24 protein-coding genes are annotated in these 26,146 nt (G+C 71.8%); 9 read left to right on the forward strand and 15 right to left on the reverse strand.

Going from position 1 to position 26,146, the window contains the following annotated elements:
• Positions 1-46 precede the first annotated feature (46 nt).
• Positions 47-478 carry an MAPEG family protein gene (locus M0L44_RS13465; protein WP_252770211.1) on the forward strand — a complete coding sequence of 144 codons (432 nt, stop codon included), beginning with the start codon at positions 47-49 and terminating at the stop codon, positions 476-478.
• Positions 479-510: 32 nt separating this feature from the next.
• Here the strand turns inward: M0L44_RS13465 and M0L44_RS13470 are convergent, their stop codons facing one another.
• The gene (locus tag M0L44_RS13470) at positions 511-1,524 is read right to left on the reverse strand and encodes a bile acid:sodium symporter family protein (RefSeq protein ID WP_252770212.1); all 1,014 of its coding nucleotides are present in this window, start codon (positions 1,522-1,524) and stop codon (positions 511-513) included.
• Between the two features lie 77 nt (positions 1,525-1,601).
• Here M0L44_RS13470 and M0L44_RS13475 point away from each other — a divergent pair, with 77 nt between their 5' ends.
• From M0L44_RS13475 to M0L44_RS13485, 3 genes are all read left to right on the forward strand, one after another.
• Entirely contained in the window at positions 1,602-2,405 is an 804-nt protein-coding gene (locus tag M0L44_RS13475; RefSeq protein ID WP_252770213.1) for a helix-turn-helix domain-containing protein, read from the forward strand.
• Between the two features lie 7 nt (positions 2,406-2,412).
• The gene (locus tag M0L44_RS13480) at positions 2,413-2,676 is read left to right on the forward strand and encodes an ATP-binding protein (protein ID WP_252770214.1); all 264 of its coding nucleotides are present in this window, start codon (positions 2,413-2,415) and stop codon (positions 2,674-2,676) included.
• 75 nt (positions 2,677-2,751) lie between these two features.
• The gene (locus M0L44_RS13485) at positions 2,752-3,765 is read left to right on the forward strand and encodes an HDOD domain-containing protein (RefSeq protein WP_252770215.1); all 1,014 of its coding nucleotides are present in this window, start codon (positions 2,752-2,754) and stop codon (positions 3,763-3,765) included.
• A 10-nt stretch (positions 3,766-3,775) separates the two neighbouring features.
• Here M0L44_RS13485 and M0L44_RS13490 read toward each other — a convergent pair whose 3' ends face one another.
• Entirely contained in the window at positions 3,776-5,038 is a 1,263-nt protein-coding gene (locus M0L44_RS13490; protein WP_252770216.1) for a cytochrome-c peroxidase, read from the reverse strand.
• 149 nt (positions 5,039-5,187) lie between these two features.
• Here M0L44_RS13490 and acpA (M0L44_RS13495) point away from each other — a divergent pair, with 149 nt between their 5' ends.
• Positions 5,188-6,867 (forward strand): acid phosphatase, encoded by a 1,680-nt coding sequence (acpA, locus tag M0L44_RS13495; RefSeq protein ID WP_252770217.1) that lies wholly within the window; start codon positions 5,188-5,190, stop codon positions 6,865-6,867.
• 121 nt (positions 6,868-6,988) lie between these two features.
• Positions 6,989-8,656, forward strand: a complete 1,668-nt coding sequence (acpA, locus tag M0L44_RS13500) for an acid phosphatase (protein WP_252770218.1) — start codon at positions 6,989-6,991, stop codon at positions 8,654-8,656.
• A 12-nt stretch (positions 8,657-8,668) separates the two neighbouring features.
• Here acpA (M0L44_RS13500) and M0L44_RS13505 read toward each other — a convergent pair whose 3' ends face one another.
• The 3 genes from M0L44_RS13505 to M0L44_RS13515 form a co-directional block, all read right to left on the reverse strand.
• Entirely contained in the window at positions 8,669-9,406 is a 738-nt protein-coding gene (locus M0L44_RS13505; protein ID WP_252770219.1) for a type 1 glutamine amidotransferase, read from the reverse strand.
• A 22-nt stretch (positions 9,407-9,428) separates the two neighbouring features.
• Positions 9,429-9,776, reverse strand: coding sequence for a PspC domain-containing protein (locus M0L44_RS13510; RefSeq protein ID WP_252770220.1), 348 nt, complete (start codon positions 9,774-9,776; stop codon positions 9,429-9,431).
• Between the two features lie 128 nt (positions 9,777-9,904).
• A complete protein-coding gene (locus tag M0L44_RS13515) occupies positions 9,905-10,501 on the reverse strand; it encodes a carboxymuconolactone decarboxylase family protein (protein WP_252770221.1) in 597 nt (198 codons plus the stop codon).
• Positions 10,502-10,632: 131 nt separating this feature from the next.
• Between M0L44_RS13515 and M0L44_RS13520 the strand changes: the two genes are divergently transcribed.
• Together M0L44_RS13520 and soxR are read left to right on the forward strand one after the other, a co-directional pair.
• The gene (locus M0L44_RS13520) at positions 10,633-11,634 is read left to right on the forward strand and encodes a LysR family transcriptional regulator (protein WP_256490264.1); all 1,002 of its coding nucleotides are present in this window, start codon (positions 10,633-10,635) and stop codon (positions 11,632-11,634) included.
• 1,104 nt (positions 11,635-12,738) lie between these two features.
• Complete coding sequence (soxR, locus tag M0L44_RS13530) at positions 12,739-13,320, forward strand: redox-sensitive transcriptional activator SoxR (RefSeq protein ID WP_252770223.1); 582 nt, start codon at positions 12,739-12,741, stop codon at positions 13,318-13,320.
• Here soxR and M0L44_RS13535 read toward each other — a convergent pair.
• The 4 genes from M0L44_RS13535 to M0L44_RS13550 are packed head-to-tail and all read right to left on the reverse strand — an operon-like array spanning position 13,262 to position 17,625.
• Positions 13,262-14,431, reverse strand: coding sequence for an ABC transporter permease (locus M0L44_RS13535; protein WP_252770224.1), 1,170 nt, complete (start codon positions 14,429-14,431; stop codon positions 13,262-13,264). The genes soxR and M0L44_RS13535 overlap by 59 nt on opposite strands.
• A gap of 10 nt (positions 14,432-14,441) precedes the next feature.
• Positions 14,442-15,599: an ABC transporter permease gene (locus M0L44_RS13540; protein ID WP_252770225.1), complete on the reverse strand. Its 1,158-nt coding sequence runs from the start codon at positions 15,597-15,599 to the stop codon at positions 14,442-14,444.
• Between the two features lie 19 nt (positions 15,600-15,618).
• Positions 15,619-16,317 carry an ABC transporter ATP-binding protein gene (locus tag M0L44_RS13545; protein WP_252770226.1) on the reverse strand — a complete coding sequence of 233 codons (699 nt, stop codon included), beginning with the start codon at positions 16,315-16,317 and terminating at the stop codon, positions 15,619-15,621.
• The gene (locus M0L44_RS13550) at positions 16,318-17,625 is read right to left on the reverse strand and encodes an efflux RND transporter periplasmic adaptor subunit (RefSeq protein ID WP_252770227.1); all 1,308 of its coding nucleotides are present in this window, start codon (positions 17,623-17,625) and stop codon (positions 16,318-16,320) included. It lies immediately after the preceding gene.
• A 165-nt stretch (positions 17,626-17,790) separates the two neighbouring features.
• On the opposite strand from M0L44_RS13550, the gene M0L44_RS13555 reads away from it, so the two are divergent.
• The gene (locus tag M0L44_RS13555) at positions 17,791-18,372 is read left to right on the forward strand and encodes a thioredoxin fold domain-containing protein (RefSeq protein WP_252770228.1); all 582 of its coding nucleotides are present in this window, start codon (positions 17,791-17,793) and stop codon (positions 18,370-18,372) included.
• Positions 18,373-18,399: 27 nt separating this feature from the next.
• Here the strand turns inward: M0L44_RS13555 and M0L44_RS13560 are convergent, their stop codons facing one another.
• From M0L44_RS13560 to M0L44_RS13585, 6 genes are all read right to left on the reverse strand, one after another.
• Positions 18,400-19,161 carry a TonB family protein gene (locus M0L44_RS13560; protein ID WP_252770229.1) on the reverse strand — a complete coding sequence of 254 codons (762 nt, stop codon included), beginning with the start codon at positions 19,159-19,161 and terminating at the stop codon, positions 18,400-18,402.
• Positions 19,158-19,541, reverse strand: coding sequence for an ExbD/TolR family protein (locus M0L44_RS13565; protein WP_252770230.1), 384 nt, complete (start codon positions 19,539-19,541; stop codon positions 19,158-19,160). The genes M0L44_RS13560 and M0L44_RS13565 overlap by 4 nt, the downstream gene beginning before the upstream one ends.
• Positions 19,538-19,981 carry a TonB-system energizer ExbB gene (gene exbB, locus M0L44_RS13570; RefSeq protein WP_022979629.1) on the reverse strand — a complete coding sequence of 148 codons (444 nt, stop codon included), beginning with the start codon at positions 19,979-19,981 and terminating at the stop codon, positions 19,538-19,540. The genes M0L44_RS13565 and exbB overlap by 4 nt, the downstream gene beginning before the upstream one ends.
• A gap of 33 nt (positions 19,982-20,014) precedes the next feature.
• Positions 20,015-21,718 (reverse strand): ShlB/FhaC/HecB family hemolysin secretion/activation protein, encoded by a 1,704-nt coding sequence (locus tag M0L44_RS13575; protein ID WP_252770231.1) that lies wholly within the window; start codon positions 21,716-21,718, stop codon positions 20,015-20,017.
• Positions 21,719-21,776: 58 nt separating this feature from the next.
• Positions 21,777-25,172, reverse strand: a complete 3,396-nt coding sequence (locus M0L44_RS13580; protein WP_252770232.1) for a GLUG motif-containing protein — start codon at positions 25,170-25,172, stop codon at positions 21,777-21,779.
• Positions 25,173-25,233: 61 nt separating this feature from the next.
• Positions 25,234-26,130 (reverse strand): substrate-binding domain-containing protein, encoded by an 897-nt coding sequence (locus tag M0L44_RS13585; RefSeq protein ID WP_252770233.1) that lies wholly within the window; start codon positions 26,128-26,130, stop codon positions 25,234-25,236.
• Between the last annotated feature and the right edge of the window lie 16 nt (positions 26,131-26,146).

Raw genomic sequence — 26,146 nt, forward strand, 5'->3', positions numbered from 1 at the left:
GCCAGCCCCGGCGCGTGCCGGGCCCGCCCCGCACCGAGGAGCCGTCTTGTCGCCGTCGCCCGCCGCCCTGCTCGCGCCCGTCTTCGCACTGGCCTTCTGGACCTTTCTGGTGCTGCTTCGCCTGGCCTTCGTGCGCATCCGCGCGGGGCTGTGCGGCCAGATCTCGCCGGGCGATTTCCGCCTGGGCGAATCGCCCCAGGTGCCGGCGCCGGTGACGCTGGTCAACCGCAACTACATGAACCTGCTGGAACTGCCGGTGCTGTTCTACGCGCTGTCGCTGATCCTGGTGGCGCAGCCGGCCCTGGCCGGCCCCTGGGCCCCCGGGCTGCAGTGGGCCTATGTGGGCCTGCGCATCGTGCACAGCGTGGTGCACCAGAGCTACAACAATGTGCTGCACCGGCTGGCGGTGTTCGCCGCCAGCAATGCGGTGCTGGTGACGCTGTGGACGCTGGCCGCGCTGCGCCTGGCCGGCACCTAGCCGGCGCCTGACCCGCGTTGGAGGCCCGGCCCTCAGCCGGCCGTGCGCGCGGCATAGCGCCGCGCCAGCACCGCGCAGACGAAGAGCTGCAGCTGGTGATAGAACATGATGGGCAGCACCACCGTGCCCAGCACCGGGTTGCCGGCGAACAGCAGCCGCGCCATCGGCACACCGGAGGCCAGCGTCTTCTTGCTGCCGCAGAAGACGGCCACGATCTCGTCTTCCACCGCAAAGCCCAGGCGGCGCGCCAGCCAGCGGGTGAAGACCAGCATCGGGAACAGGAAGCACGCCGCGCCGGCCAGCACCATCGCCAGCAGGCCCAGGCCGTGGCGGGCCCACAGGCCGTCGGCCACCGCGTCGCTGAACGAGCACCAGACCAGCATCAGGATCACGCCGCGGTCCACCCACTGCGTGATGGGCTTGATGCGCTTGAACCACTCGCCCACGAAGCGCCGCGCCACCTGGCCCAGCACGAAGGGCAGCAGCAGCATGCGCGCCACCTTGAGCATGGTCTCGCCCAGCGGCATGGCGCCGCCGTCCACGCCGGTGTGGAACATCAGGCTGGCCAGCAGCGGGGTGAGCACCACGCCCAGCAGCGTGGACAGGCTGGCGTTGAGCACGGCGGCGGCCACGTCGCCCTTGGCCAGCGCGGTCATCGCCACCGAGGACGACACGGTGGACGGCAGCACCGCCAGGTAGAAGAAGCCCAGGCGCAGGTCCGGCGGCACCCATTGGCCGAAGGCCGCGTCCAGCGCCCACCACCACAGCGGGAAGAAGGCGTAGGTGCACAGCTGCACCAGCAGGTGCAGGCGCCAGCGGCTGGCCCCGCTCAGCAGGCTCTCGGTGGACAGGCCCATGCCGTGCAGGAAGAAGATCAGGAAGATGCCGATGTCGGAAGCCTGGTCCAGGTGCAGCCAGCCGCCGCTGCGGCCGATCTGCGGGGCCAGGCTGGCCACCACCACAGCGGCGATCATGCCGACGAGGAAGACATCGACCTTGCCGGCGGCGGCGCGGCGCGGCCGCAGGGACGGGGAAGAGGAAGGCATGGCGGGCAGTGTCGTGTTCGGGATGGCGTTAGGCTAAGGGCTGCGGCCACGCTCCCCTGCCTGCGCTGCGCCAAGCCATGCCGCCAAACCGCCAAACTGCCCTGCGCCGCCCCCAGGCCGAACGCCGCGTCCCGCGGCTGGCGGCCTTGCCGCGCCCGGTGCTGGCCCGGGTGGAGGCCCTGGCGCCCGGCGCCTGGAGCGCGCCCCACACCCATCCCTGGGGCCAGCTGTCCTATGCCATCGAGGGGGTGCTGCAGGTGGAGACGGCCGACGGCTGCTTTCTGGCGCCGCCGGAGCGGGCGGTGTGGGTGCCCGCGGCACTGGCCCATTCGATCCACAACATCGGCCCGGCGCAGATGCGCAGCCTGTACGTGCAGGCCGGCACGCCCGGCCTGCCGGCCCAGTGCCAGGTGCTGGAAATCTCCCCGCTGCTGCGCGAGCTGGTGCTGGCGGTGTGCGGCCTGCCCGAGCACTACGACGAGGACGGCCCCCCAGGCCGCCTGGTGGCGGTGACGCTGGACCAGCTGGCCCAGGCCCGCCCGGCGGCGCTGGACCTGCCCCTGCCCACCGACGCCCGGCTGCGCCGGCTGTGCAGCGCCCTGCAGGCCGACCCGGCGGACGCCCGCACCTGGGCCCAGTGGGGCGAGGCCGTGGGCCTGAGTGAGCGCTCGCTGGTGCGGCTGTTCCAGGCCCAGACAGGGCTGGCGCCCGGGGCCTGGCGGCGCCGGCTGCGCCTCCTGCTGGCCCTGGGGCCGCTGGCCGCGGGCACCAAGGTGGCGGCGGTGGCGGCCGAATGCGGCTATGCCTCGCCCTCGGCCTTCATCACCGCCTTCAGCGCGGAGTTCGGGCTCACGCCCACGCAGATGTTCGCCGCCCCTTGATCGCCCCATGAACGCCCCGCACCCCGCCAAGGCGCTGCCGGCCATCGACCCCGCCCGCTGCACCGGCTGCGGCCGCTGCGTGGGCCTGTGCCCGCCCCAGGTGCTGTGGCTGGAAACGGCCGACCCGCGCGGCTGGGGGCCCAAGCACGCGGTGCTGCATGACGCCCCGGGCTGCACCGGCTGCGCGCTGTGCGCGGTGCACTGCCCCTTTGATGCCATTCAAATGGTGCGGAATTGTTCCGCTCGACCGGCCGCGGAAGGATCAAGATGAGGTCAGGGTCTGCCGACAATGGGATATGCCCCCGCCGGCTTGGCGGGCCCCGTGATCTTTCTGCGTCCGAATGCCATGTGGAGCCCCTTGCAGCAGTTGCAGAAGGCCTGGTCCCGGCCAGCGCCCGAGCCACGGCCGGTCGCCCCCGCCCGGCCGGTGCTCAAGCCCGCCGCCACGGTGGCCCCCGCGGTGCCCGCCCCGGTGGAGGCTGTGGCCGACCCCGACCTGGACCGGCGCTTTGTCGGCGAGTTGCTGCAGGTGGCGCACTGGGAAGACACGCCGCCCAGCGGCGCCGAGCGTGACACGCTGCGGCGCCTGGCCGCGCTGGTCATCCAGCCCCAGGCCGATGCCCTGGTGCCCCGCCGCCCCACCGCACTGCCGCGGCTGCTGGGCCTGATGCAGGATGAGAACGCCTCGGCCCGCGAATTGGCCGCCCTGGTGGCCCAGGACCCGGCCCTGCTGGGCGAGGTGATGCGCCTGGCCAACTCGGTGCAGTTCCGAGGCGAGCGCCGGGTGGAAAGCCTGGAGCAGGCGGTGATGATGCTGGGCCAGTGGGGCCTGCGCCAGCTGGTGACCCGCGCGCTGATGACCCCGGTCTTCAGTGCCCGGCAGGGTCGCTTTGCCCCCCGCGCCAACCCGCGCCTGTGGGACGAGGCCGCCCGCTGCGCGCACGGCTGCGCCTGGCTGACCGAGGGCGACTCCACCCGTTTTGACGCCTATCTGGCCGGCATGGTGGTGGACACGGGCATGATCGCCGCGCTGCGGGTGATGGACCAGGTGTTCCCACCCCAGGCCCAGGCCGGCAGCCAGCAGTTCCTCGCCGCCCTGCTGCCCATGTCCGCCCGGCTGTCGGTCGGCATCGCCCGTCAGTGGCAGCTGCCAGCGCCGGTGATCGAGGCCATCGCGGCCCACGCCGAGCGTTGCGCCGACCCCGGACGCCCGCCGGCAGCGGCCCTGGCCACCCACCTGGACACCGCCATCCGCTGCGCACGCCGGCTCCTGCTCAAGGGCAGCGACAGCCCCAAGCAAGCACTGCCGGCGGGCGACATGGCCTGTCAGCAGGAACTGGAGCGCGCCTTCTGCGCCTGAGGCGCCGGGCTCAGCGTGCCGCCAGCGCGGTGCCGGTCTTGGGTACCACGTAGCCGTCGCTGAGCGTCTTCAGAAAGGCCACGATGTCCTGCACCTCGGCCTCGGTCAGGCGCGGCTTGTCACCGGGCTTCTGGCCAAAGGGCGCGTCCTGGTTGAGGTTGGCGCGGTAGGCCGCGGGCAGGTCGTCGGGCACGCGCTGGGGCCGGCCCTGGGCATCGCGGTAGACGCGCTGCGGCTGGGTGTCCCGCAAGGTGTAGAAGCGCACCGCCTCGTCCAGCCGGTGGTAGACGCCGTTGTGGAAGAAGGCCTGCCGGGTGGCCACGTTGCGCAGCGAGGGGGTCTTGAACAGGCCGCAGTACGCGGGGTGGTCCTTCAGATCGGTGCGCAGCGGGCCGCACAGGCCCAGGTCGAAGAAGGCCGGGTCGGCGTTGGCCGGCAGGCTGCGGTTGCGCGGCACGCCCAGGGCGATCAGGCCGTCGTCGGTGAAACGCGGCCAGGTGCCCCGCTTGATGGCGCTGATGTGGCAGCTCGCGCAGTTGCCGCGCCGCGGGTCGTTGAAGGCCTCGAAGCCACGCTGCTCCGCCGGTGCGAGCTGCACCTGGCCACGCAGGAAGGCGTCGTACTTGCTGCTGTAGGGCGAAAAGGTGGGCGGATGCTGCTGGAAGACCTCCAGCGCCAGCAGCAGGCCCTTCCAGGCCAGCTCGGGCTGGGTCAGCACATGCGGGCCGAAGGCGGCCTGAAAGGGTGCGGCGCTGGGCGAGCGGGCCAGGCGGGTGATGACCTCGGCCGGGTTGGCGTTGGCCATCTCGTTGGCCGCCAGCAGGGGCAGGGCCGCCTGGTCATGCACGCTGGCGGCGCGGCCGTCCCAGGTGAAGCCGCCGGTGGGACCGTTGTCGATGCTGTCGTCGCCCTCGCTCTCCTGGTAGTGCTCGGAGAAGCTGGGCGTGGCCGCCCGGTACATCAGCGAAGGCGGCGGGCGCAGGCCCACCTGGTCCAGGTGCGGACCGCCCTTCTGGGCCGACAGGCCGTTGGGCGGGCCATAGGCATGGGCCGGATCGTGGCAACTCGCGCAGGCCATGCGGCCGGAGGCGGAGAGGCTGCGGTCAAAGAACAACACCCGGCCCAGCTCGGTCAGCGTGGCGGCATCGGGCTGGTGCTCGAAGCGGGTGCCGTAGAAGGAAGGCGCCGCCGTGGCGCACAGCAGCGTGGCGGCCAGCGCCAGCGGCCAGCGGCGCAGGAATCGGGACAAGGCGTTCACAGGGGTCCGGGACATCGGGTCATGCAACAGGTGACACGATAAGACCGCGAAGCTGTCCATCGAGTGACATGGCCGAGAGCCAGCACAGCGCGCTGGCCCATCACGGAACTGTCACGGGGCCTGCCGATGCTGCGGGAACGTTTCAACTCCCTGCCTTGCCCACCATGATCGGAAACATCCGCACCCTGCGTGCCCTGACCGCCCCGGCGGTCCTGCTCGCCACCCTCGGCACCACCGGCTGCAACGGCAGCAGCCAGACCACCACCGAGGCCCTGCAGTCGGACATCCAGAACATCGTCGTCATCTACGCCGAGAACCGCTCCTTCGACAGCCTGTTCGGCCACTTCCCCGGCGCCAACGGCCTGTCGGCCGTGATGGACAGCAGCGGCAAGCCCACCAGCGGCTACATCGCCCAGGTGGACCGCGACGGCAGCGCGCTGTCGACCCTGCCCCCGGTCTGGGGCGGCGTGACCGCCGGTGGCATCACCCCGGCCGTGACCCAGGCCCAGAGCACGGGCCTGGCCAACCAGCCCTTCAGCGTCGAGACCGCCTTCCAGGCCTCGGCCAACGCCACGCTGGACCTCACCACCGTCACCCGCGACATGTACCACCGGTTCTTCGAGAACCAGATGCAGATCAACGGCGGCAAGAACGACAAGTTCGTCGCCTGGGCCGACTCCGGCGCCATGGTGATGGGCCAGTTCGACACCAGCAACTCGGCCCTGTTCAAGCTGGCCCAGCAGTACACCCTGGCCGACAACTTCTTCCAGGGCGCCTTCGGCGGCTCCTTCCTGAACCACCAGTACCTGATCTGCGCCTGCGCGCCGGAGTATCCGAACGCCGACACCGCCGCCGCCGCCCCCAGCATCGCCGTGCTGGACAAGGACGGGAGTGGCAACTACACCCACAACCTGACCGTGGCGGGCACCAGCCCTGCATCGGCCATGGACGGCAAGCCCAGCTTCCAGCTGAGCGGCAACATCACGCCGGCCAACTACTTCGGCGACAACAAGTTCTACGCCGTCAACACCATGCAGCCGCCCTACCAGCCCAGCGGCAACGCGCCGGTGGACGTGAGCGGCAACGACAGCCTCTACGCCAACGCCACCAAGAGCACCACGCTGCCGGCCCAGACGGCCACCCACATCGGTGACCTGCTGAGCACCAAGGGCGTGAGCTGGAAGTGGTACGCGGGTTCCTGGAACGCTGCCACCAACGACGGCACACAGGCTCCGACCAACACCCGCTCGGTCATCTACGCGGGCAACAGCTACGGCGTGGCCACCACCGCCAATGTGGACTTCCAGCCGCACCACCAGCCCTTCAACTACTACGCCGAATTCGACCCGGTCAGCCACGCCACCGACCGCGCCAACCACCTGAAGGACTACACCGACCTGGTGGCCGACGCCGCCGCCGGCACCCTGCCGGCCGTGTCCTTCTACAAGCCCGAAGGCCTGTACAACCAGCACCCCGGCTACGCCAACGTGACGGACGCCGACCAGAAGATCGCCGACCTGGTGGCCAAGCTGCAGGCCAGCCCGCAGTGGAAGCACATGGTGATCGTCATCACCTACGACGAGAACGGTGGCCAGTGGGACCACGTGGCGCCGCCCGCCGCCGACAAGCTGGGCCCGGGCACCCGCATCCCGGCGCTCATCATCTCGCCCTATGCCAAGAAGGGTACGGTGGACCACACCCAGTACGACACCGCGTCGGTGCTGCGCCTGATCACCCGCCGCTTCGGCCTGCCCACCCTGCCGGGCCTGAGCGCACGTGACGAGGCGCTGAAGGCCAACGGCGGTCAGCCCATGGGCGATCTGACCAATGCGCTGAACCTCTGATGCCGGCCTGACCCGCCTGGTGTCAAATCCGCGGCGCGGCACCTCCGGAAGCGGGGGGCCGCGCCGCGTCCTTTTGGCAAGGTGCCATGGGTGCGGCCTGTTGGCTTTGGGAGCCCGAGCAATGAAGACCCCGACCCTGTTCCTGCTGCGCAGCGCCCTGTCGCTGGCGGCGCTGACCGCCCTGCATGCGCACGCGGCCCCGGCCAACCCCGATGCGCTGACCACCGCGCTGCGCGAGAAGGTGCAGAACATCGTCGTCATCTACGCCGAGAACCGCGCCTTCGACAACCTCTACGGCCGCTTTCCCGGCGCCGACGGCCTGGCCACGGTGCTGGACGCCCAGGGCCGCCCCACGGCGGCCTATGCGCCCCAGCGCGACCGCGACGGCAGCCTGCTGGCCACCCTGCCGCCCACCTGGGGCGGGGTGACCATGCCCGGCGTGCTGCCGGCCGTGACGCAGGCCCAGAGCGCCGGCCTGCCCAACCGGCCCTTCGACATCGGCCAGGCCTTCGGCACCCGCCTGGGCATGGACACCGTCACCCGCGACCTGTACCACCGCTTCTTCGAGAACCAGATGCAGATCGACGGCGGCCGCAACGATGGCTTCGTGGCCTGGGGCGACAGCGGCGGCCTGGTGATGGGCCACTTCGACACCGGCGAGACCGCCATGACGGCGCTGGCGCGCGAGAACGTGCTGGCCGACCACTTCTTCCAGGGCGCTTTCGGCGGCTCCTTCCTGAACCACCAGTACCTGATCTGCGCCTGTGCGCCGGAGTACCCGAACGCGGACACCGCGCCGGCCAAACCCAGCGTCGCCGAGCTGGAACGCGACGCCCAGGGCGGCTACCTGCCGCGCCTGGCCGTGTCGGCCAAGAGCCCGGCCTCGGCCATGGACGGGCGACCCATCTTCGTCCACTCCGGCAACCTGACACCGAAGAACTACTTCGGCGACGGCAGCTTCCGCGCCGTCAACACCATGCAACCGGCCTGGCAGCCCAGCGGCAACCCGCCGGCCGATGCCGCCCAGGCGCCGATGGCGGCCAACCCGGCCAAGCCCACCACGCTGCCACCGCAGACCACCCCCACCATCGGCGACCTGCTGAGCGCCAAGGGCATCGGCTGGGCCTGGTACGCCGGGGCCTGGGCCGAGGCGGTGGCCGACGGCCAGCAGCCCGCCGGCGCCCCGCGCCGGGTGATCTACGCCAGCGACAAGACCGGCGTGACCTCGCCCGCGGCGGTGGGCTTCCAGCCGCACCACCAGCCCTTCAACTACTACGCGGCGATGGACCCGCTGCGCCACCCGGAGGCCCGCGCCGCCCACCTGCAGGACGGCCGCGACCTGCTGCGCGCCGCGGCCGCCGGCAGCCTGCCGCCGGTGGCCTTCTACAAGCCCGAGGGCTTGTACAACCAGCACCCGGGCTATGCCAGCGTGGCCGATGGCGACCGCCAGATCGCCGCCCTGGTGCGCCGCCTGCAGGCCAGCCCGCAATGGAAGCAGATGGTCATCGTGGTGACCTACGACGAGAACGGCGGCCAGTGGGACCACGTGGCCCCGCCGGTGGGCGACAAGCTGGGCCCCGGCACCCGCATCCCGGCCATCGTCATCTCGCCCTTCGCGAAGAAGGGCACGGTGGACCCCACGCCTTACGACACCGGCTCGGTGCTGCGCCTGATCACCCGGCGCTTCGGCCTGCCCACGCTGGCCGGGCTGCACACCCGCGACGAGGCCTTGAAGGTCCATGGCCAGCCGGCCATGGGCGACCTGACCGCGGCGCTGAAGCTGGACTGAGCGCGGCGGCCTTCAGGCCGGCCCGCTGCGCCGGGCCTGCGCCAGGGCCAGCCAGCGGTGGTAGATGCGCTCGGCGGTGGCCTGGCTGTCGGCCAGGAAGCGGGCCGTGTCGGCGCGCATCGCGGCCTCGCCCTGCACATGCGGGTGGACGCGCAGCGGGTGGCCGTCGGCCGGAGCCTCGGCGCACCAGCGGTCGAGCTTCTCGGCGTCCACCTCGATGTGAAACTGCATGCCCAGGTGCGGCCCGAAGGCGAAGGCCTGGTGCGCGCAGGCCCGGTTGCCTGCCAGCAGGGTGGCCCCGGGTGGCAGGGCGAAGGTCTGGATGTGCCAGTGGTAGACCGGCAGCGTGGTGCGCGGCCCCAGCCAGGCGGCGGCCTGCGGATCGGCGGTGGTCTCGATCTGCACCCAGCCGATCTCGGGTTCGTCGTTGTCGCGGACGGTGGCCCCCAGGACCCGGGCCAGCATCTGTCCGCCCAGGCAGTGGCCCAGGATGGGCACGCCCAGCCCGACCGCCTCGCGCATCAGGGCTTCGATCTGGCGCAGCGCAGGCAGGTCGTCATTCACGCTCATCGTGCCGCCCAGCATGGCGATGGCATCCCAGTCGGATGCCGAGGCGGGCACGGGGTCGCCGTCGCCCGCCAGGCACAGCGTGAAGGGCTGCCGCCACTGCCGCAAGGCATGGGCCAGATGGGAGGGCCCATCGCCGTTCTGGGGCTGGAGAATCAGGACGCGCAGCGCGGCAGACGGCATGAGGCGGAGAGATCGGACGGCTTCAATGCCCTGGACTGTAGCCGGCCGACGTACACCGCGGCGCCTCCGGCACGAAGACCCACAGCAGCACGTAGAGCAGCAGGCCGGTGCCGCCGAACAGCACCAGCAGCACCGCGATCAGGCGCCAGATCCACGAGGCCAGGCCGGTGATCTCGGCCAGGCCACCGCAAACGCCGCCCAGCCAGCGGTCCTCGCGGCTGCGGCGCAGGCCGTTGACGCTCTGGGCGAAGGCGTTGACCGGCGGCTCGCCACGCAGCAGCCGCGCCTTGGCACGGGTGAATTCGTCGTCGGAGAGCTGGCCGCGGGCATGCAGGTCGGCCAGCTTGGCCAGGTCGTCGGCATCGGACATGGAAGTCTCCCGGTGGGTGGTGAATGGGCGCAGTGTGGGACGCGCCCCGCGCCAACGCCACCCCCAGGGGACCAGACGCCGTCCGGGCCGCATGGACGGCGGCCCGGACGGACAGACGGTGACCGGGCTCAGGCCAGCGCCGCGTCGGTCTGGGGCGGCGCCCAGGCATAAGCCGGGTCGGCCATGAAGGCCTCGGCCGGCGTCAAGGCCAGGTGGTTGGCGTAGTTGGAGATGGTCTTGGTGGCCACCAGGGTGATCAGCTCCAGCAGGTTCTGGCGGGTGTGGCCAGCAGCATGGAAGGCGGCCACCTCCTCGGGCGCCACCTGACCGCGGTCCAGCACCAGCCGGGTGACGAAGCGTCGCAGGGCTTCCAGGCGGTCGTCGGTGGTGATGGGCTCGCCCCGACGCAGGGCCTGCACCACCGCCGAGGGCAGACCGGCCTGCTGGGCCAGGTAGGTGTGGCCGGCCACGCAGTAGCGGCAGCCGTGCAGGGCGCTGACGGTGAGGTAGGCCACCTGCTGCTGCTGGGCGCTCAGGCTGCTCTCGCCCACCAGACGGAACAGGGTCATGTAGGCCTCCAGCGCGGCCGGGCTTTCGGCCAGCACCGCATGCAGCTTGGGCAGAAAACCCCAGGCCTGTTCGGCCGAGCGCAGCAGCTCGCGTGAGCCCACGGGGGCGCTGTCCACGGTGTGGACGGGAAAGGGGGTGAGGTGAGGTGTGCTCATGACAAGGGCTCCAGACAATCCGTCGGGCTGGACATCAGCCCGATGAAGCCAGTGTTCCCGCCTTGAAGCGCAAGAAAAACCTGCCAAACTGCCATGAACCATTGCAGGATTCGCAATAAACCCACCCCACCATGGACACCGAGCAGCTCAAGACCTTTGTGGACGTGATCGACCAGGGCAGCTTTGCCGCGGTGGCCCGCCAGCGCAATGTGGCCCCCTCGGCCGTGACCCGTGCGGTGGCCGGGCTGGAGCAGACCCTGGGCGTGCGCCTGCTCCAGCGCACCACCCGGCGCCTGGCCCTGACCGAGGCGGGCGAGGCCTTTCTGCTGCGTGCCCGGGAAGCCCTGGCCCTGCTGGACGAGGCCAGCGAAGCAGCGCGCGACCGGAGCGGCCAAGCCCACGGCCGGGTGCGGCTGACCACCTCCGTGACCTATGGCCAGCATCTGCTGCTGCCCCTGCTGCCAGCGCTGCACCGCGAACACCCGGGCCTGTCGCTGGACCTCCAGTTCAGCGACCAGGTGGTGGACCTGCTGGCCGAACGCGTGGACCTGGCCCTGCGCCTGGGCCCGCCCACCGACAGCTCGCTGGTGGGCCTGCAGCTGCAGGCCATGCGCTACCGGGTCTGCGCCAGCCCGGACTACCTGGCCCGCCACGGCCGCCCCGCCACGCCGGCCGAACTGGGCCATCACGACTGCCTGCGCTTTCCACTGCCGGGCTTTGCCACGCTGTGGCGCTTCCGCGAGGGCGGCGCAGGCCCGGTGGAGGCGGTGCCGGTGAAGGGCTGGCTGACCCTGTCCACCGCGCTGGCCCTGCACCAGGCGGCGCGGGACGGCCTGGGCCCGGTGCTGCTGGCCGAGTGGCTGGTGGCCGAGGACCTGGCCGCCGGCCGGCTGGTGGACCTGTTTCCGCAGCACGAGGTGACCGCCTCGCACTTCGACAGCGCGGTGTGGCTGCTCTATCCCTCGCGCGAACACCTGCCGCTGCGGGTGCGGGTGCTGATCGACTTCCTCAAGGCCCGGCTGATGCGGCCGGACGGGACCGGGGCGCCAGCGCCCGCGCAGCCGCCTGCCGGCACAGGCCCCCGTCGGCCAGGCCGTGGGCCGCATGGTCCTGGCAGGCCTGCACCAGCTTGATCACATGGTCGTTGTCCTGGGCACAGGCGGCCGCGCGCAGGGCCGGCCAGCCGGGCAGCGTGTCGGGCGCGGGCAGCGCGCGAGGTGATGCGCGGTGCAGCGGCGCGGCCAGCCAGCCCGCCACCCCCACCCGCCACAGCACGCCGGCATCGGTCTGCGGCGGCAGCCAGGGCAGCAGCACCCGCACCGCCCGCAGGCCGGTGACCAGGTGCAGCACCGTGAAATCGCCGCTCAGGGCATAACCCTGCAGGGCCAGCGGCACCCACCGGGCCAGGGCCTCGCCCAGTGGCAGGGTCTGCGGCGCCGAGGCCAGCAGATCCCGGTAGAGCGGGCTGCGGCCGGCCTCGGCCAGGCAGCGGCTGATCGAGGACGCCTCCAGCGCCAGGCGGCCGGCGGCGGACTGCAGCGCCACGGCCCAGTCGGCCCAGGGCAGGGGATCGGTGGCCGCCACCGCCGTGACCGCCGGCAGAGGCCGCCAGCGGCTGGCCCAGAAGGCCAGGGCCGAGGCCAGCTCACCGGCATGGCCGGCCTGCAGCGCATGGGCCACGCGGATGGGGCCGTGCAGCGCGGCCGCGCCCAGGCCCGGCCAGAGCGCGGGCAGCACGCCGCGCACCCAGGGCCCGGTGCCATGCAGGGCCAGGCCCTGGGCCATGGCCTCGCGCAGCGGGCCGTAGGCCTCGGGCTGACCCCGCAGGCGTTGCCAACCCGGCAGCACCCGGGCGGAGGTTGGCTCGGGGGCGCCCTGCTCCACCCAGTCCAGACCCTGACGCCTCAGGTAGTGGTGGGTGAAGGCCTCGAGCCGGTCGGCATCGGCCCCCAGGCGGGCCAGGGCATGCAGGGCCATGGGGAGGTGGTTGGTGTAGCCGTTGGGCAGGTCGGGGTCGAGGGTGGCGCAGCGGTCCAGCAGCGCCTGCAGGGCGGTGCGGGACCGGGCCACCGGCCGGCTGAGAGCCCCGGGGGGCAGCTGCGATGGCGGCACCCGGGACGGCGGAAAGGGCAAGGCGGCGGAGGCCTGACGGGCCAGGGCGGAAAGGGCAGCGGTCATGGCGGGCGCATCGGCAAGGTGGGAAGATGGGTGCCATCGTGCAAGTTAAAGTGAACTTCATGTCAAGCGACTCTTCCGCCTCCCCCCTGCCGGCCGAGCGAGCGCAGGCCACGCAGGCCCTGAGCATCGGCGAGCTGGCCCGGCGCGCCGGCCTGGCGCCCAGCGCGATCCGCTTCTACGAGCAACAGGGGCTGATGGCCTCGCAGCGCAGCGCCTCGGGCCGGCGGCGCTACACGCGGGCCGACCTGCGCCGGCTGGCCTTCATCCGCGCGGCCCAGACCCTGGGCCTGTCGCTGGAGGAGATCCGCGCCGCGCTGGCCAGCCTGCCCGAGGGCCGCACGCCCACCAAGGCCGACTGGGAGCGACTGTCGCGCGGCTGGAAGACGCTGCTGGACGAACGCATCGCGGCCATGACGCGGCTGCGCGACCGCCTGGGCAGCTGCATCGGCTGCGGCTGCCTGTCGCTCAAGAGCTGCGCGCTGTACAACGCCGAGGACGCGGCCGCGGTGCGCGGCCCCGGCGCGCGCTACCTGCTGGGCGAGGCGCCCGCCACCCGGCCCCCGGCGTCGGATGGGCCGCCGATCACGCCGCCCGCAGACAGTCGACGATCTGCAGCCGGGCGGCCCGCCAGGCGGGGATGAAGCCGCCGACAAAGCCCATGGCCAGCGCGAAGACCAGGGTCTGCACGACGATGCCGGGCGTCAGCTTGAACTGGAAGGCCAGCTCGGCAAAGGTCTGGAAGTTGGTGGTGCTGATGTTGACCGTCTGCATCAGGCTGGCGCCGGCCAGGCCCATCAGGCCGCCCACGAGGGCCAGCAGCAGGCTCTCGCCCAGGAAGGCGACCAGCACCGCGCCGCGGCGAAAGCCCAGGGCGCGCAGCGTGCCGATCTCGCCGGTGCGCTGCGAGACGGCGGCGAACATGGTGATCATCGCCCCCACCACCGCACCGATGCTGAAGATGATGGACAGCGCCGTGCCCAGGATGCGGATGAAGGTGGCCAGGGCCTGGCTCTGCTCCTCGTAGAACTGCACCTCGGGCTTGGCCTCCACCGTCAGCCGCGGGTCGGCAGCGATGACGGTCTGCTGGCGGGCGAAGCCGTCCGGGTCGGCCAGGCGCCAGAGCACCACCGAGTAGGCGCTGCGGCGGAAGGCCTGCATCATCACGTCCACATCGCCCCAGATCTCGCTGTCGAAGGCGGTGTGGGCGGCGTCGAAGATGCCGACGATGCGCCACTCGCGCCCGGCAAAGCGCAGGCTCTGGCCCAAGAGGGCGCCGGCAAAGCCGTCGCTGACGGCGCGGCCGACGATGATCTCGGCGCTGCCGGGGCGGAACATGCGCCCGGCCACAAGCTGCACCTGGGGCCGCAGCGCCAGGCCGGCGGCCGAGGTGCCGCGCATGGTCAGGTTGCCGGCCTTGGCGCTGTCCTTCTTGGGCAGGGCGTTGAGCACCACGGTCTCGGCGCTGGCCAGGCGCTGGCCGTCGGCCCCGCGGGCGATGCCCGGCAGGCTGGCCAGGACGGCGGCCTGGGTGCGGTCCACGCCGCTGCTGATCTCCGAGGGCGAGCCCTTGCGCAGGGCGATGACGTTGTCGGGCCGGCCGGTGGCCACCAGGGTGGCGCGGATGCCCTCGCTCATCATCAGCACGGTGGCGAAGGTGTAGACCACCAGGGCCATGCCGCTGGCGGTGAGCAGGGTGGTGACGCGCCGCACCCAGAGGTTGCGGGCGATGTAGGACAGCGGCACGGCCTTCATGCGAGCCCCCTCATGCCATGAACCTCAGGCCGCTGACGATGTCGATGTGGCTCATGCGCCAGGCCGGCCAGGCCGCGGCCACCGTGCCCACCAGGAGGGCCGCGCCGATCTGCAGGCCCATGGTCAGCGGCGTGATGTGGAAGGCCGGCAGGAAGCTGCCCAGCGCGTGGGCGATGCCGGCCACCGCGGGGAAGGTGGCCAAGAGGCCCAGCGCGCCGCCGATCACCGCGATCAGCAGGCTTTCGCCGAAGAGCAGGGCGACGACGAAGCGCGGCGGGAAGCCCAGGGCCTTGAGCGTGGCGTACTCGGACAGGCGCTCGCGCGCGGTCATGGTCATGGTGTTGGCCATGACCGCCATGATGATGACGATGATGATGAAGCTCACCGCCTGGATGGCCGCCAGGATGGCGTCGCTCATCGAGACGAAGCTGAGCTGGAAGGCGGCCTCGGTCTCGCTCAGGGTCTCGGCCAGGGAGTTGCGGAACTCGGCGTCGATGTGCTGCGAGATGAGGGCGGCATTGGCCGGCTGGTCGATGCCGACGATGAAGGCGCCGGTGCTGTCGCCGCGGCCGGGAAAGCGCTGCTTGATGCTCTCGTTGACCAGCTCGTAGTGGACGAGCATCTGGTTCTCGTCGGTCCTGGCCTCGGCGCCGGTCCAGATGCCGCGCAGCGTGAAGGTCCAGGTGCCGGGGTAGATGGTGCCGCGCAAGGGGATCTGGTCGCCGATCTTCCAGCCGTACTGGGCGGCCAGCTTGCGGCCCACCACCGCACCCTGGCGGTCGCGAAGGAAGGCCTCTTTCTCCTCGGGCTTGAGCACGTACTCGGGGTAGAGCTGCAGGTAGCTGGCAGGCTCCACCGCGAACTGGGGAAAGAAGTTCTTCTCGCTCTGGTAGATGCCGCCGAACCAGTTGGCCCAGCTGACCGCGGTGACGCCATCGACCGCCTTGATGCGCGGGGCGTAGCTCAGCGGCAGGGCGAAGGTCAGCGAGATGGCGCTGCGGGTGACCAGGCGGGTGCTGGAGCTGGCCTCCACGCCCGCGTACCAGGCGTTGATGAGGGTGCGCAGCAGGCCGAAGGCGGTGATGGCCACCACCAGGCCGAGGATGGTCAGCCCGGTGCGCAGCCGGTGGCGGAAGGCGTTGCGCAGCAGCAGCTTCAACAAGAACATGTCGCCACCGATCCGGCGCTCACGCCGGCGCCTCGTCCACCAGCACGCCCTTTTCCAGGTGCACCATGCGGTGGGCCCGGGCGGCGGCCTTGGGGTCGTGGGTGACCATCACGATGGTCTTGCCCAGTTCGCGCACCAACGCGTCCATCAGCGTCAGCACCTCCTCACCGGTGGCGCGGTCCAGGTCGCCGGTGGGCTCGTCGGCCACGATGAGGGCCGGGTCGGTCACCAGGGCGCGGGCGATGGCCACGCGTTGCTGCTGGCCGCCGGAGAGCTCGTTGGGGTAGTGGTCGGCGCGGTCCGTCAGCCCGACCATGGCCAGCACGGTCTCCACCCGCTCGGCCCGCTCGCGTGCCGACAGCGGGGTGAGCAGCAGCGGCAGCTCCACGTTCTCCCAGGCGTTGAGCACCGGCAGCAGGTTGTAGAACTGGAAGATGAAGCCGACGTTCTGGGCCCGCCAGTCGGCCAGCTGGCCTTCGCTGAGGGTGGCGATGTCCACCCCGCCGATCTCGATGGTGCCGCTGCTGGGGCTGTCGATGCCGGCGATCAGGTTGAGCAGGGTGCTCTTGCCCGAGCCGGAAGGGCCCATCAGCGCGATGAACTCGCCGGGCATCACGGTGAGGTGGATGTCCAGCAGCACGGGGATGGTCTGGTCGCCGCGCCGGTAGTGCTTGCCCAGCGAGCGGATGCGGATCAGCGGCGTGGGATCAGCGGCCATTCACTTGGCTCCCGCGGCGGCCACCTTGACCCGCGCCTGGTCCTTCAGGCCTTCGGGCGGCGAGAGCACCAGGCGGTCACCGGCCTTCAGCCCGCCAGCCTGGCGCAGCTCGACCACGTCGCCCAGGGTGCGGCCCTTGGCCACGGTCACGGCGCCGGCCTTGTCGTCGGCGCCGATGCGGAAGACCACCTCGTGGCCGTCGCGCGGGACGATGGCCTGCGGCGGCACGGCCAGCACCGGCTGCTGGTCGGTGGCGCTGACGGCCTGGGACAGGAAGCTGACCTTGGCGCTCATCTCCGGCAGGATGCGCGGGTCCAGCTGCTCGAAGCGCACCTTGGTCATCACCGTGGCCTTGGCCCGGTCCACCGTGGGCACGATGCGCGAGACGCTGCCGCGAAAGCGCACGCCGGGAATGGCGTCCAGCGTGATCTCCACCGGCTGATCGGGCTTGACCTGGGCCACGTTCGATTCGGAGACATCGGCCTCGACCTCCAGCGTGGACATGTCGGCCACCGTCACCACCGCGCCCGAGGTGCCCGAGGCATTGGAGAAGGGGGTGATCAGGTCGCCCACATTGGCGTTCTTGACCAGCACCACGCAGTCGAAGGGCGCGCGGATCTCGGTGAAGTCGCGGTTGACCTGCTGGACCTGCACCTGGGCCTGGGCCTGGGCCAGGCCGGCGCGTGCGGTGCCCACGCCGGCCACGGCGGCGGCGGTGGCGGCCTGGGCCGCCCGGGCCTGGGTGCGGGCCGTCTCCACCGCCTGGGGCGAGACGAAGTTCTGGGCCGCCAGGCCCTCGGTGCGGCGCAGGTTGTCCTCGGCCAGGGCCTGCTGGGCCTGGGCCTGTGCCTGGCTGGCCTGGGCCTGCCTGAGCGCCGCCTCGGCCTGCTGCACCCCGGCCTGGCTGGCCGACAGCGAGGCCAGCACGTCCGACGCATCCAGCCGCGCGATCAGCTCGCCCTTCTTGAGCACACTGCCCTCGCGCACTGCCAGTTCCACCAGCCGGCCGGTGGCCTTGGACGCCACCGCCGCGCGGCGCTGGGCCACCACATAGCCCGAGGCGGCCAGCAGGTTGTACTGCTGCGAACCGTAGGCCGTCTGCACCGCGGTGGCCTGCACCTCGGTGGTGTGGGGCCCGAACAGGCCCACCGCCACCGCGATGGCCACCACCACCGCCAGTACCCCCGGCCAGCGGCGGCGGCGCCGGGGGGCGGCGCCGCCCCGCTGGATCTTCAGCCCGGCCAGACCGGTCGGCGCAGGGGCGGCAGCGGGAGCAGCGGCAGGCGAAGGGGTGAGGGGATCGGCCATGGACGGGAGCGGAGCGAGCCAGGGAGACCGCAAGCATGCCATGAGAAACCCGCTCTCCCTGTGCACGGACCGGGCGCTGCTAACGTTGGAACCCAGGTAGGAACCTCGCGGCCCGGACGGACTCTGACACCGGCGCCCTGACCTTTGCGTGACAAGGAACCCGTTGTGAACCGTCGACACTTCACCCTGCAGACCGCCGCCGCCCTGATGGTGGGCGCCCTGGCCGCCTGCGACCAGACCCCGGCCCAGGCCGCCGCCCCCAGCGTGGCCAAGATCCCGGCCGACCGGGCCTACGCCCTGGCGGCCAAGGGCACCGGCTTCTCGGTGGGGCCGCTGATGGCCGCCCACACCGCCTATGTCTTCTTCGACACCACCTGCCCGCACTGCGCCCACCTGTGGCAGGCCCTGCAGCCGCTGGCCGGCCAGGTGCGGGTGGTGTGGATGCCGGTGGGCTATCTGCAGCCCAAGTCCCTGACCCAGGGCGTGACCATCCTGTCGGCCGCCGACCCCAAGGCCGCGATGGCCGAGAACGAGCAGCGCCTGCTGGCCCGCCAGGGTGGCATCACGCCGGCCAGCACCCTGAATGAAGACCTGGTGCAGAAGGTCAAGGCCAACACCGCGCTGTTCATGCAGATCAGCGGCGAAAGCGTGCCGCTGGTGCTGTTCCGCAATGCCAAGACGGGCGAGTACGGCAGCCAGGCCGGGGCGATGGAAACCGCCCAGTTCGCCGCCCTGCTGGGGCTGTGACCGTCCCCGCGGCCCGGCCCTCGCGGGCTAGGGCTCCCGTGTGAAGGACACCGCGATCGCCACCCTCATGGGCTTGGGCGGTCGCGCCAGGGGCGCACTGGCCAGCGCGGCGGCCAGGGCCTTGTCGTCCAGCACGGGGTAGCCGCTGCTTTCCTGGATGGACAGCGAACCCGGCTGGATGTCGCCGCTGGCGGTGATGGCAAAGCGGATCACCGGCGCGCCGACGGCACCGAGCGCCCGGGCCTCGGGCGGATAGACCAGGCGCGACTGGATGGCCTGGCGCAGCACCCGCAGGTACTGCTGAATGGCCGCGGCCTCGTCGGGCGGCCGGGGCGCGCGGATGGTCTGCGCCAGGCGGGTGTCGTCCGCCGTGCCAGGCGGAGCCACCTCCGGCGCGGGTTCCGGCCTGGGCCGGGCCACCTCGGGCGCCACCGGCGACGGGGCAGGGGCCGGTGCAGGCAGCGCGGCCACCCCGGCCATCGGCGGTGCGGGCGGTGCGGGCGGCGCACGGCGCGGCGCCGGGGTGGGCGCGGGCGTCTGTGGCTGCCGGGGCGCGGCGGGAGGTGGCGCTGGCGGGTGGGCGGCGCGGGCGCCGACCGACGCCTCGCGCTGGCGGGTCCCCACCAGCCCGGCCAGATCGAGCGCCAGGATCTGGTGACGCGGCGGCGGGGGCACCGACCGGCCGGCGAACCACAACCAGGGCAGCCCCAACAGGGCGCCATGCAGCAGCAAAGACACCCCCAGCCACGGCGCAAAGCCGAAGCGCGAGGGAGGCGCCAGGGTGTTCACGGCCGTGGGGCCTGGGTCTGCACCGCCACCCGGGCAAAGCCCAGCTGCTGGAGCAGATCGGCCACGTCGATGAAGTGCTGCAGAGACACCGCCTGGTCGGCACGCAGCAGCAGCGGGGTGGCCCGGTCCACGGCGGCCAGGCGCTGGCGCAGTTGCGCCGTGCTGACCGCCTCGCTGGCGTAGTAGATGGCCCCGCTGGCGCTGATGGCGATGGTCTGGGTGGGCCGCGCCTCGGACGGGCTGGCACTGGCCTGGGGCAGCTGGATGGGAATGCGCCCGCTGGCGATGAAGCTGGAGGTGGTCAGCACGATGGTCAGCAGCACCAGCATGATGTCGATGAACGGCACCATGTTCAGGCTCTCGAAGGACTTCTCGTTCATGCGGCGTCTCCCGCCGCCCGTCCGATCTGCCACTCCAGCGTCAGCACCGTGGCCCGCCGCAGCAGGGTGTTGTAGAGCACCACGGCCACCAGCGCCACCACCAGGCCCGCCGCGGTGGCTTTCAAGGCCAGGGCCAGCCCCATCATGATCTGCCCGGGGTCGACGGCCGGGCCCTGGCTCATCTTGTAGAAGGTCAGCATGATGCCCAGCACCGTGCCCAGCAGGCCCAGGTAGGGCGCATTGCTGGCCACCGAGGCGATGACGAAGAGCTTGCGGCTCAACGCCAGCTCCAGCGAATGCCGATCCGGCACGCTGCGCAGGTCCAGGCGGCGAAAGAACAGCAGGCGCTCCAGGCCGATGGCCACCACCAGCACGCTCAGCATGCCCAGCAGGCCGATCACGCCGTAGTCGATCACCCCGCTCAAACCATTGAGATTCATGTCCTTTGCTCCTTGTCGATGCCGGACGGTGGGTCAGAACGCGAGGCCGGCCTGGGCCAGCACGCGGGTCTTGCCGCTGCCGTCCTCCGGCGCGGCCCCCACGGCCCGCGCCACCTGCAGCTTGCCCACCCAGTCGCCCCAGCGCCCTGCCCAGCCCAGGCCCAGGTCGGCCAGGTGGTGGGCGCGGACGGTGGTGTAGCTGCCGTCCTGCAGGGCCACTCGGCCGGCGTCGCCGAACACCCCCAGGGACTGGCTGAAGCCGGCCAGCACCGGCAGGGCGTAGCGCAGCTCGGCGCTGACCAGGGCGCCGTTGTCGCCACTGACCGACTCCCGGTAGGCCCGCACGCCGCCGGGGCCGGCCAGGTTCATCTGCTCGCTGCTGTCCAGGTTCTTGTTGTGCAGAGCCTTCTGGGCGGTGAGCATGGCGCTGGCGGTCCAGGCCGGGTTCAGGTTCAGCCGCAGCTGCAGGCCCAGGTTCAGGTGGGCGAAGCCACCACCGGTGTGCGCCCCGGCCTCGTTGAGCGCCCGCTGGGAGGCATCGGTGAAGTCCAGCTCGCCCACGGTCAGGCCCAGGTTGAGCTGGCTGTAGCTGGGCGCATTGAACAGATTGCCCCAGGCCTCGTGCTGCAGGCCCAGGGTGGCCACGGTGGCGTCCTTGGGGTTGCTGGAGCGGTCGGCGTCGATGTCGTCGCGCAGGTGGCGAGCCGCCAGGTTCAGGCTGAGGACCAGGTTCTGCGACCGGCTGCGCAGCGCGGGATAGCTCAGGGTGGCTTCCGCGCTGTAGGCCGTGCCGCTGGCCCCCAGGTCCTGGTAGACGCTGCCCAGCTCGTAGGTGGTCTTGCTGCCCGCCAGCTCGGCACGCAGGCCATCGCTGCCCAGCGGCACGCTGTAGGCCAGCCGGCCACTGGCTAGACCGCCGCCCTCGGCATTCATCGCATTGAGCGACAGCCGGTCTGCGCCACCCAAGGGGGAGTTGACATCCAGCCCCAGGCTGACGCGGTTCCTGCCGGTGTAGCGCGAGCCCTGGTTGTCGCCCAGCAGACTGCCCGTCACCAGAGGACCTTCGGGCACCTCGACCTCGAAGTCCGAACTGCCCGGCGCCTGGCCCGGGCCCACCGTCAGCCGGGGCAGCGACGCCCCGGGCATGTCGCCGACCAGCAGCATCGCGCGCTCCAGGCCGTCTCGGCTGACCACCCCCTGGCCTTGCAGCGACTGGAACACCGGCCGCAGCAGATCATCGGCCACCCGGGACGTGTTCTTCAGCGAGAACTGGCCGAAATGGCCCACCAGGATGTGCAGCACCAGGGTGCCCGAGCGCGCGTCCTGCCGGGGCACATAGGCACGGGCCACCAGGTAGCCGCGCTGGCGGTACAGCGCGGTGATCCGGCTGGCGGCGGCCTCGATGTCGGCCATGCGCAGGGGCCGGTTCAGGAAGGAGACCAGCTCGGCCTGCAGTTCGTCTTCGGCGATGAGCTCAGCCCCCTCGAAGCGGAAGGCCTTGACCGTCAGCGTGGCGCCGTCGGGCAGGCTCAGGGGCGCCTCCTCGCGGGTCTGGATGACCGGCGCCGGGGGTGGGGCCGGCACTGGCGCGCGCTCGGGCTGAACCGCCTTGAGCGCATCGCCGATGCCATAGGGCGGCGTCACCGTCTGCGCGGGGCTGACCCCCGCGGCCACGCACAGGACCAGCGGAACAGACCAGCGGCGGGGCACACGGCGCAGGACGGACAGGGGATTCATGGCAGGCCAGCAGAAGGAGAAGGAGAAGGCGCAGAAGAAGGGGCCGGGAACAGAGGGCTCATGGCGGGGTGGCCGGACGGGAGGTGCCCGGGGCAGCGGCGCTGTCATCCAGCTCGTAGACCTGGCCGTCCACCTCGATGCGCCGGACATGGGCGGAGAAGCGGCCCGGCTCGCTGATGATCAGGTGGCTGTCCAGGGCGGCGGCGCGCGGCTGAGCCGAGATGGCCTCGTTCGCGGCCACGGCCCCCTGGCGGGTCACGCGCTGGGCGTCGGCCACCGCCTGCGCAGCCTGGCCGGTGCCCTCCTGGATCCGTCGCTCCAGCGCCGCCTGGGCCAGGGCGGCCTGTCGCGCGGCCTGCTGGGCCGCCTGCTGCGCAGCCGCTTGGGCGGCAGCGTCTGCGGCCGCTTTCGCGGCGGCATCGGCCGCGGCCTGGGCGGCGGCGGCAGCGGCAGCATCGGCCGCGGCCTGGGCGGCGGCGGCAGCGGCAGCATCGGCGGCTGCTTTGGCCGCCGCGTCGGCGGCGGCCTTGGCAGCGGCATCGGCGGCCGCCTGGGCGGCTGCAGCCGCGGCAGCATCGGCAGCCGCTTTGGCCGCGGCGTCGGCGGCGGCCTGGGCTGCGGCGGCAGCAGCAGCGTCGGCGGCGGCCTTGGCGGCAGCATCGGCAGCCGCCTTGGCTGCGGCGTCGGCAGCGGCTTGTGCGGCGGCATCGGCCGCAGCCTGGGCCGCGGCAGCGGCGGCCTCCGCGGCCACATCGTGGTAGCTGCTGTTGGTGATGGTGCCGGTGTTGCGGCCGGTGAGCTTGTCGTCGCCCGCCGCCGTCGCGCCGGTCACCGCGCCGGTGGCGCTGGAGTCGCTGATGCTGCCGCTGTTGACCGCCACCAGGCCGCCGGCCGCGTCGTAGGCGCCGTCCACGGCACCCGAGGCGTTGGAGCCGGTGATGGTGCCGGTGTTGCCCCCCACCAGGCCGCCCGCGGCGTAGCTGCCCGTCACATTACCCGTCGCATACGAATCGGCGATGCTGCCGCTGTTGAGGGCGGCCAGACCGCCCACGTACTCACCCGACACGTTGCCCGTGGCATGCGAGCCGCTGATCTCCCCGGCGTTCGAGCCGACCAGCCCGCCCGCGTTGTTGTTGCCGGTGGGGTCCACATTGCCGGTGGCATAGGAATCGGCGACGCTGCCGCCATTGCTGCCCACCAGGCCACCCATGTAGCTGTTGTTGCCGGTGACCTCGCCGGTCGCGAACGAGCTGCTGATGGTGCTGCCCGAAAGGTTTTCGCCGACCAGGCCGCCCACATCGGCGGGACTGTCGGTCGACAGGCCGGTGACCGTGCCGGTGGCCGACGAGCCGCGGATGCTGGCGCCGTAGCCGTTGCTCCCCACCAGGCCGCCCACGTGGTTGCCTCCGCTGACGTTGCCGCTGGCCTGGGAGTCGATGATGGCGGCCTGGCTGCCGGAGCTGATGCCGGCCAGCCCACCCACGTAATAGACATTGGACGTGGTGGTCACATCACCGCTGGCGTAGGTGCGCGTGAGCACCCCGTTGCCGTTGTAGCCCACCAGCCCGCCGATGTAGGTGGCGCTGGCGCTCGGGTCGGCGCTGAGCACGGTGACATCGCCGCTGGCGTGGGCGTCGGTGATGCTGCCGTAGTTCTCGCCCGCCAGGCCCCCCACGCCGCTGTAATAGCCTTCCAGGCCGGAGCCGTAGTCGGCCTGGGCCCCCAGGACCGCGGCGCTGGACCAGGACTGGGTGATGCTGCCGACATTGGTGCCCACCAGGCCGCCGACGTTGATGTAGCCGGACACCGTGCCGCTGCTGTGGCTGTTGAGGATGGCGCCGTCGTTCTCGCCGGCCAGCGCGCCGACGTACAGGGGCCCGTCCACCTGGACGTCGCTCAGCCCCAGGTCACGGACGGTGCCGGTGCTGGTGATCGTCCCGATCAGGCCGAGGTTGTCGGTGCTGCCATAGGCCTCGGAGAGGGTCAGGTGGCTGATCGTGTGGCCCAGCCCCGCCAGCGTGCCCGACAGGTAGGCCACCACCGCCGCGCTGTACGGCGTGCCGGAGGCGTCCAGATCCTCGGCCAGGGCGTAATGGCCGGCCGCCAGGCCGTGGACATCGTCCAGCGCGGCCAGCGCCGCCATGTCGTGGACCAGCGTGTAGGCGGTGCCGTTGAGGCTGAGGCTGGCGTTGGCGCCGCTGAGGGTCACCGAGGCGCCCGCGCCAGTGTCGATGCTGTAGTCGCCGCCGTAGTTCAGGGCCAGGCCGGCGTGGCCCCCGGTGGCGGTGATGGGCGCGTGGATGGCGACATCCTGCGTGGCCGTCAGGGTCAGCACGGTGTCGGCCGCCCAGCTGATCGCGTCGTTGACATGGATGTCCCCGTCGGTGCCATGGCCGCCGGTGGACTCCAGCGTGATGTTGTTGCTGGCCAGCAGGCCGCTGAGCGTGGTGGCGCTGATGTCGCCGTCCGCGCCCACGGTGAAGCCATCGGGGTCGATCGTCCAGTGGCCCGTCGCACCCTGGGCGGCCCGGGTGCTGATGAGCGCACCGTCGGCGATCTGGACGGCCCGCCCGGAGGTCTCGATGCGCCCCCCCGCGCCTCCCGCGGGCGCCGAGGCGTCCAGCGTGCCGGACACCCGGGTGGTGCCCCCGAGGGCGTTGAGCAGGATGTCGCCCTGGAGATCGCCCAGCGTGCGGGCCTGGACGATGCCGCTGTCATTGACCTGGCTGCCCAGCAGCGCTTCGGCCGCCTTGGCGGTGAGGACCACCGAGCCTCCGTCGGCGTAGACGGCCCCCCGGTTGTCCACCAGCGCATCGAGTGCGCCCTGATCCAGGCTGAGGCCCAGCAGCGAATCACCGTTGAAGTGGAGGCTGATCCGGTTGCCGCTGGCCAGGGCCACCGTGCCCTGGGTGGCGACGATCACGCCCTCGTTGACCACCTGCTGGCCCAGCAGGGCCACGTAGCCACCCGTCCCCGCGCTGAGCCGGCCCATGTTGACGACCGCACCGGCGCTGTCGCCCTGGAAGACCGCCCGGCCCGCCTCGAAGTCCGCGTTGCCGAGATCGCGGGTGCTGGCCACCAGGCCGGCCGCACTGACGCTGCTGCCCTTGCCGAACAGCACGCCGTTGGAGTTGATCAGGAAGACCTGGCCATTGGCATGCAGTGCCCCGTCGATCACGCTGCGCTCGTTGCCGATCACCCGGTTGAGGATGACCGCCGAGGCATTGGGCTGGTTGAAGTTCACCGTCTCGCGGGCGCCGACGCTGAAACTCTGCCAGTCGATGGCCGCCCTCTGGGAAGCCTGGTCGATGGTGGTGACCGCACCGCTCTGGCCGATGGTGGCGGTGCCGCTGGTCACCACCCCGCCCTGGGGCGCGGCCCACAAGGCCGGTGTGCAGCACAGCGCGGCGATGGCCAGGCTGAGCCGGCGCGGGTGAAAGGACGGTCTGTTCATCTTGGAATCCCCCTCTTGTGCGGCACGCGCCACCGCCCATGCCGGCGGTGGCGCCCTCCCATCACGACGTCGTGGTCAGGTAGCAGTAGCTCTGGATGATGGTTTTGGCGGCCGCCGTCTGGACATAGGCCGAGAAGTCGTCCACGGCGGCATCGCTGGCGCCGCTGCGACCGCGGATGGCCACCGCGTTCTGCAGCAGGCGGTCATGCGGCGCCCCGCCGTCCACCGACGAGGGCGTGTACTCGAAGTAGGTGCCGGTCAGCGGGCTGCGGATGGCCCCGGTGCTGGCATCGCAGAGCAGCGACTTGGCGACAAAGCCCAGGTTGGGATAGGACGTGGTCCCCGTGCTGGCATTGACCGCGTTGTAGGTGGCCGTGATGGTCGAGTACTGGGAGAACTTGGCGTCGTAGCTGCCGCCCGGGTAGGTGATGCCGGTAACCCGCGCCATCACCTGCTGCGCGGCGGTGCCGTACGGCGCGGTGCTGGGGTTGGCAATGGCCACCTGGCCATTGGCGTAGGCATAGCCGGCGGGCGAGGGAAAGCCGGCGTAGCCGGCGGTGCTGACATCGGGACCGTACTTGGACCACAGCACCAACTTGCCCTGGGCATAGAAGTACGGCGTCTGGACCACGCCGTAGCTGCTGAGCGTGCTGGCGAGCGAAGCCGGCGTGGTGTCGTCCGCCGCGAAGAGCAGGTCGTAAGGGGTGCTGCCCCCGGAGGTGACGGCGCCGCTGATGGCCGCGGCGAGATCGCCGGTGGCCCCCGAGGTGACGGTGAACGTGGAGCTGGAATAGCTCCGGCCCGCGGCCTTGTAGGCGGTGACCAATGCATTGAGCGGCGCCAGGAAGTTGGCCGCCACCGCGACCTTGACCGTGGCGGCCTGGACGCTGGAGGCGCCCAAGGCCAATGCGATGACCGAAACCCCCAACAACCGTTTGCCCATGGAAATGCGGAACATGATTTCTCCTGAGAAC

Origin of the sequence: Ideonella oryzae (assembly GCF_024055665.1) — a bacterium.
Lineage (GTDB): Bacteria > Pseudomonadota > Gammaproteobacteria > Burkholderiales > Burkholderiaceae_C > Ideonella > Ideonella oryzae.

What these genes read in the sequence shown, in the direction of transcription:
- M0L44_RS13540 (WP_252770225.1), bottom strand. Translation starts at nt 15,599, where the DNA reads ATGTTCTTGTTGAAGCTGCTGCTGCGCAACGCCTTCCGCCACCGGCTG.
- M0L44_RS13505 (WP_252770219.1), bottom strand. Translation starts at nt 9,406, where the DNA reads ATGCCGTCTGCCGCGCTGCGCGTCCTGATTCTCCAGCCCCAGAACGGC.
- M0L44_RS13585 (WP_252770233.1), bottom strand. Translation starts at nt 26,130, where the DNA reads ATGTTCCGCATTTCCATGGGCAAACGGTTGTTGGGGGTTTCGGTCATC.
- M0L44_RS13485 (WP_252770215.1), top strand. Translation starts at nt 2,752, where the DNA reads ATGTGGAGCCCCTTGCAGCAGTTGCAGAAGGCCTGGTCCCGGCCAGCG.
- M0L44_RS13565 (WP_252770230.1), bottom strand. Translation starts at nt 19,541, where the DNA reads ATGAACGAGAAGTCCTTCGAGAGCCTGAACATGGTGCCGTTCATCGAC.
- M0L44_RS13550 (WP_252770227.1), bottom strand. Translation starts at nt 17,625, where the DNA reads ATGGCCGATCCCCTCACCCCTTCGCCTGCCGCTGCTCCCGCTGCCGCC.
- M0L44_RS13515 (WP_252770221.1), bottom strand. Translation starts at nt 10,501, where the DNA reads ATGAGCACACCTCACCTCACCCCCTTTCCCGTCCACACCGTGGACAGC.
- M0L44_RS13510 (WP_252770220.1), bottom strand. Translation starts at nt 9,776, where the DNA reads ATGTCCGATGCCGACGACCTGGCCAAGCTGGCCGACCTGCATGCCCGC.
- M0L44_RS13575 (WP_252770231.1), bottom strand. Translation starts at nt 21,718, where the DNA reads ATGAATCCCCTGTCCGTCCTGCGCCGTGTGCCCCGCCGCTGGTCTGTT.
- M0L44_RS13535 (WP_252770224.1), bottom strand. Translation starts at nt 14,431, where the DNA reads ATGAAGGCCGTGCCGCTGTCCTACATCGCCCGCAACCTCTGGGTGCGG.
- M0L44_RS13480 (WP_252770214.1), top strand. Translation starts at nt 2,413, where the DNA reads ATGAACGCCCCGCACCCCGCCAAGGCGCTGCCGGCCATCGACCCCGCC.
- exbB (WP_022979629.1), bottom strand. Translation starts at nt 19,981, where the DNA reads ATGAATCTCAATGGTTTGAGCGGGGTGATCGACTACGGCGTGATCGGC.
- M0L44_RS13520 (WP_256490264.1), top strand. Translation starts at nt 10,633, where the DNA reads ATGGACACCGAGCAGCTCAAGACCTTTGTGGACGTGATCGACCAGGGC.
- M0L44_RS13475 (WP_252770213.1), top strand. Translation starts at nt 1,602, where the DNA reads ATGCCGCCAAACCGCCAAACTGCCCTGCGCCGCCCCCAGGCCGAACGC.
- soxR (WP_252770223.1), top strand. Translation starts at nt 12,739, where the DNA reads ATGTCAAGCGACTCTTCCGCCTCCCCCCTGCCGGCCGAGCGAGCGCAG.
- M0L44_RS13490 (WP_252770216.1), bottom strand. Translation starts at nt 5,038, where the DNA reads ATGTCCCGGACCCCTGTGAACGCCTTGTCCCGATTCCTGCGCCGCTGG.
- acpA (WP_252770217.1), top strand. Translation starts at nt 5,188, where the DNA reads ATGATCGGAAACATCCGCACCCTGCGTGCCCTGACCGCCCCGGCGGTC.
- acpA (WP_252770218.1), top strand. Translation starts at nt 6,989, where the DNA reads ATGAAGACCCCGACCCTGTTCCTGCTGCGCAGCGCCCTGTCGCTGGCG.
- M0L44_RS13545 (WP_252770226.1), bottom strand. Translation starts at nt 16,317, where the DNA reads ATGGCCGCTGATCCCACGCCGCTGATCCGCATCCGCTCGCTGGGCAAG.
- M0L44_RS13580 (WP_252770232.1), bottom strand. Translation starts at nt 25,172, where the DNA reads ATGAACAGACCGTCCTTTCACCCGCGCCGGCTCAGCCTGGCCATCGCC.
- M0L44_RS13470 (WP_252770212.1), bottom strand. Translation starts at nt 1,524, where the DNA reads ATGCCTTCCTCTTCCCCGTCCCTGCGGCCGCGCCGCGCCGCCGCCGGC.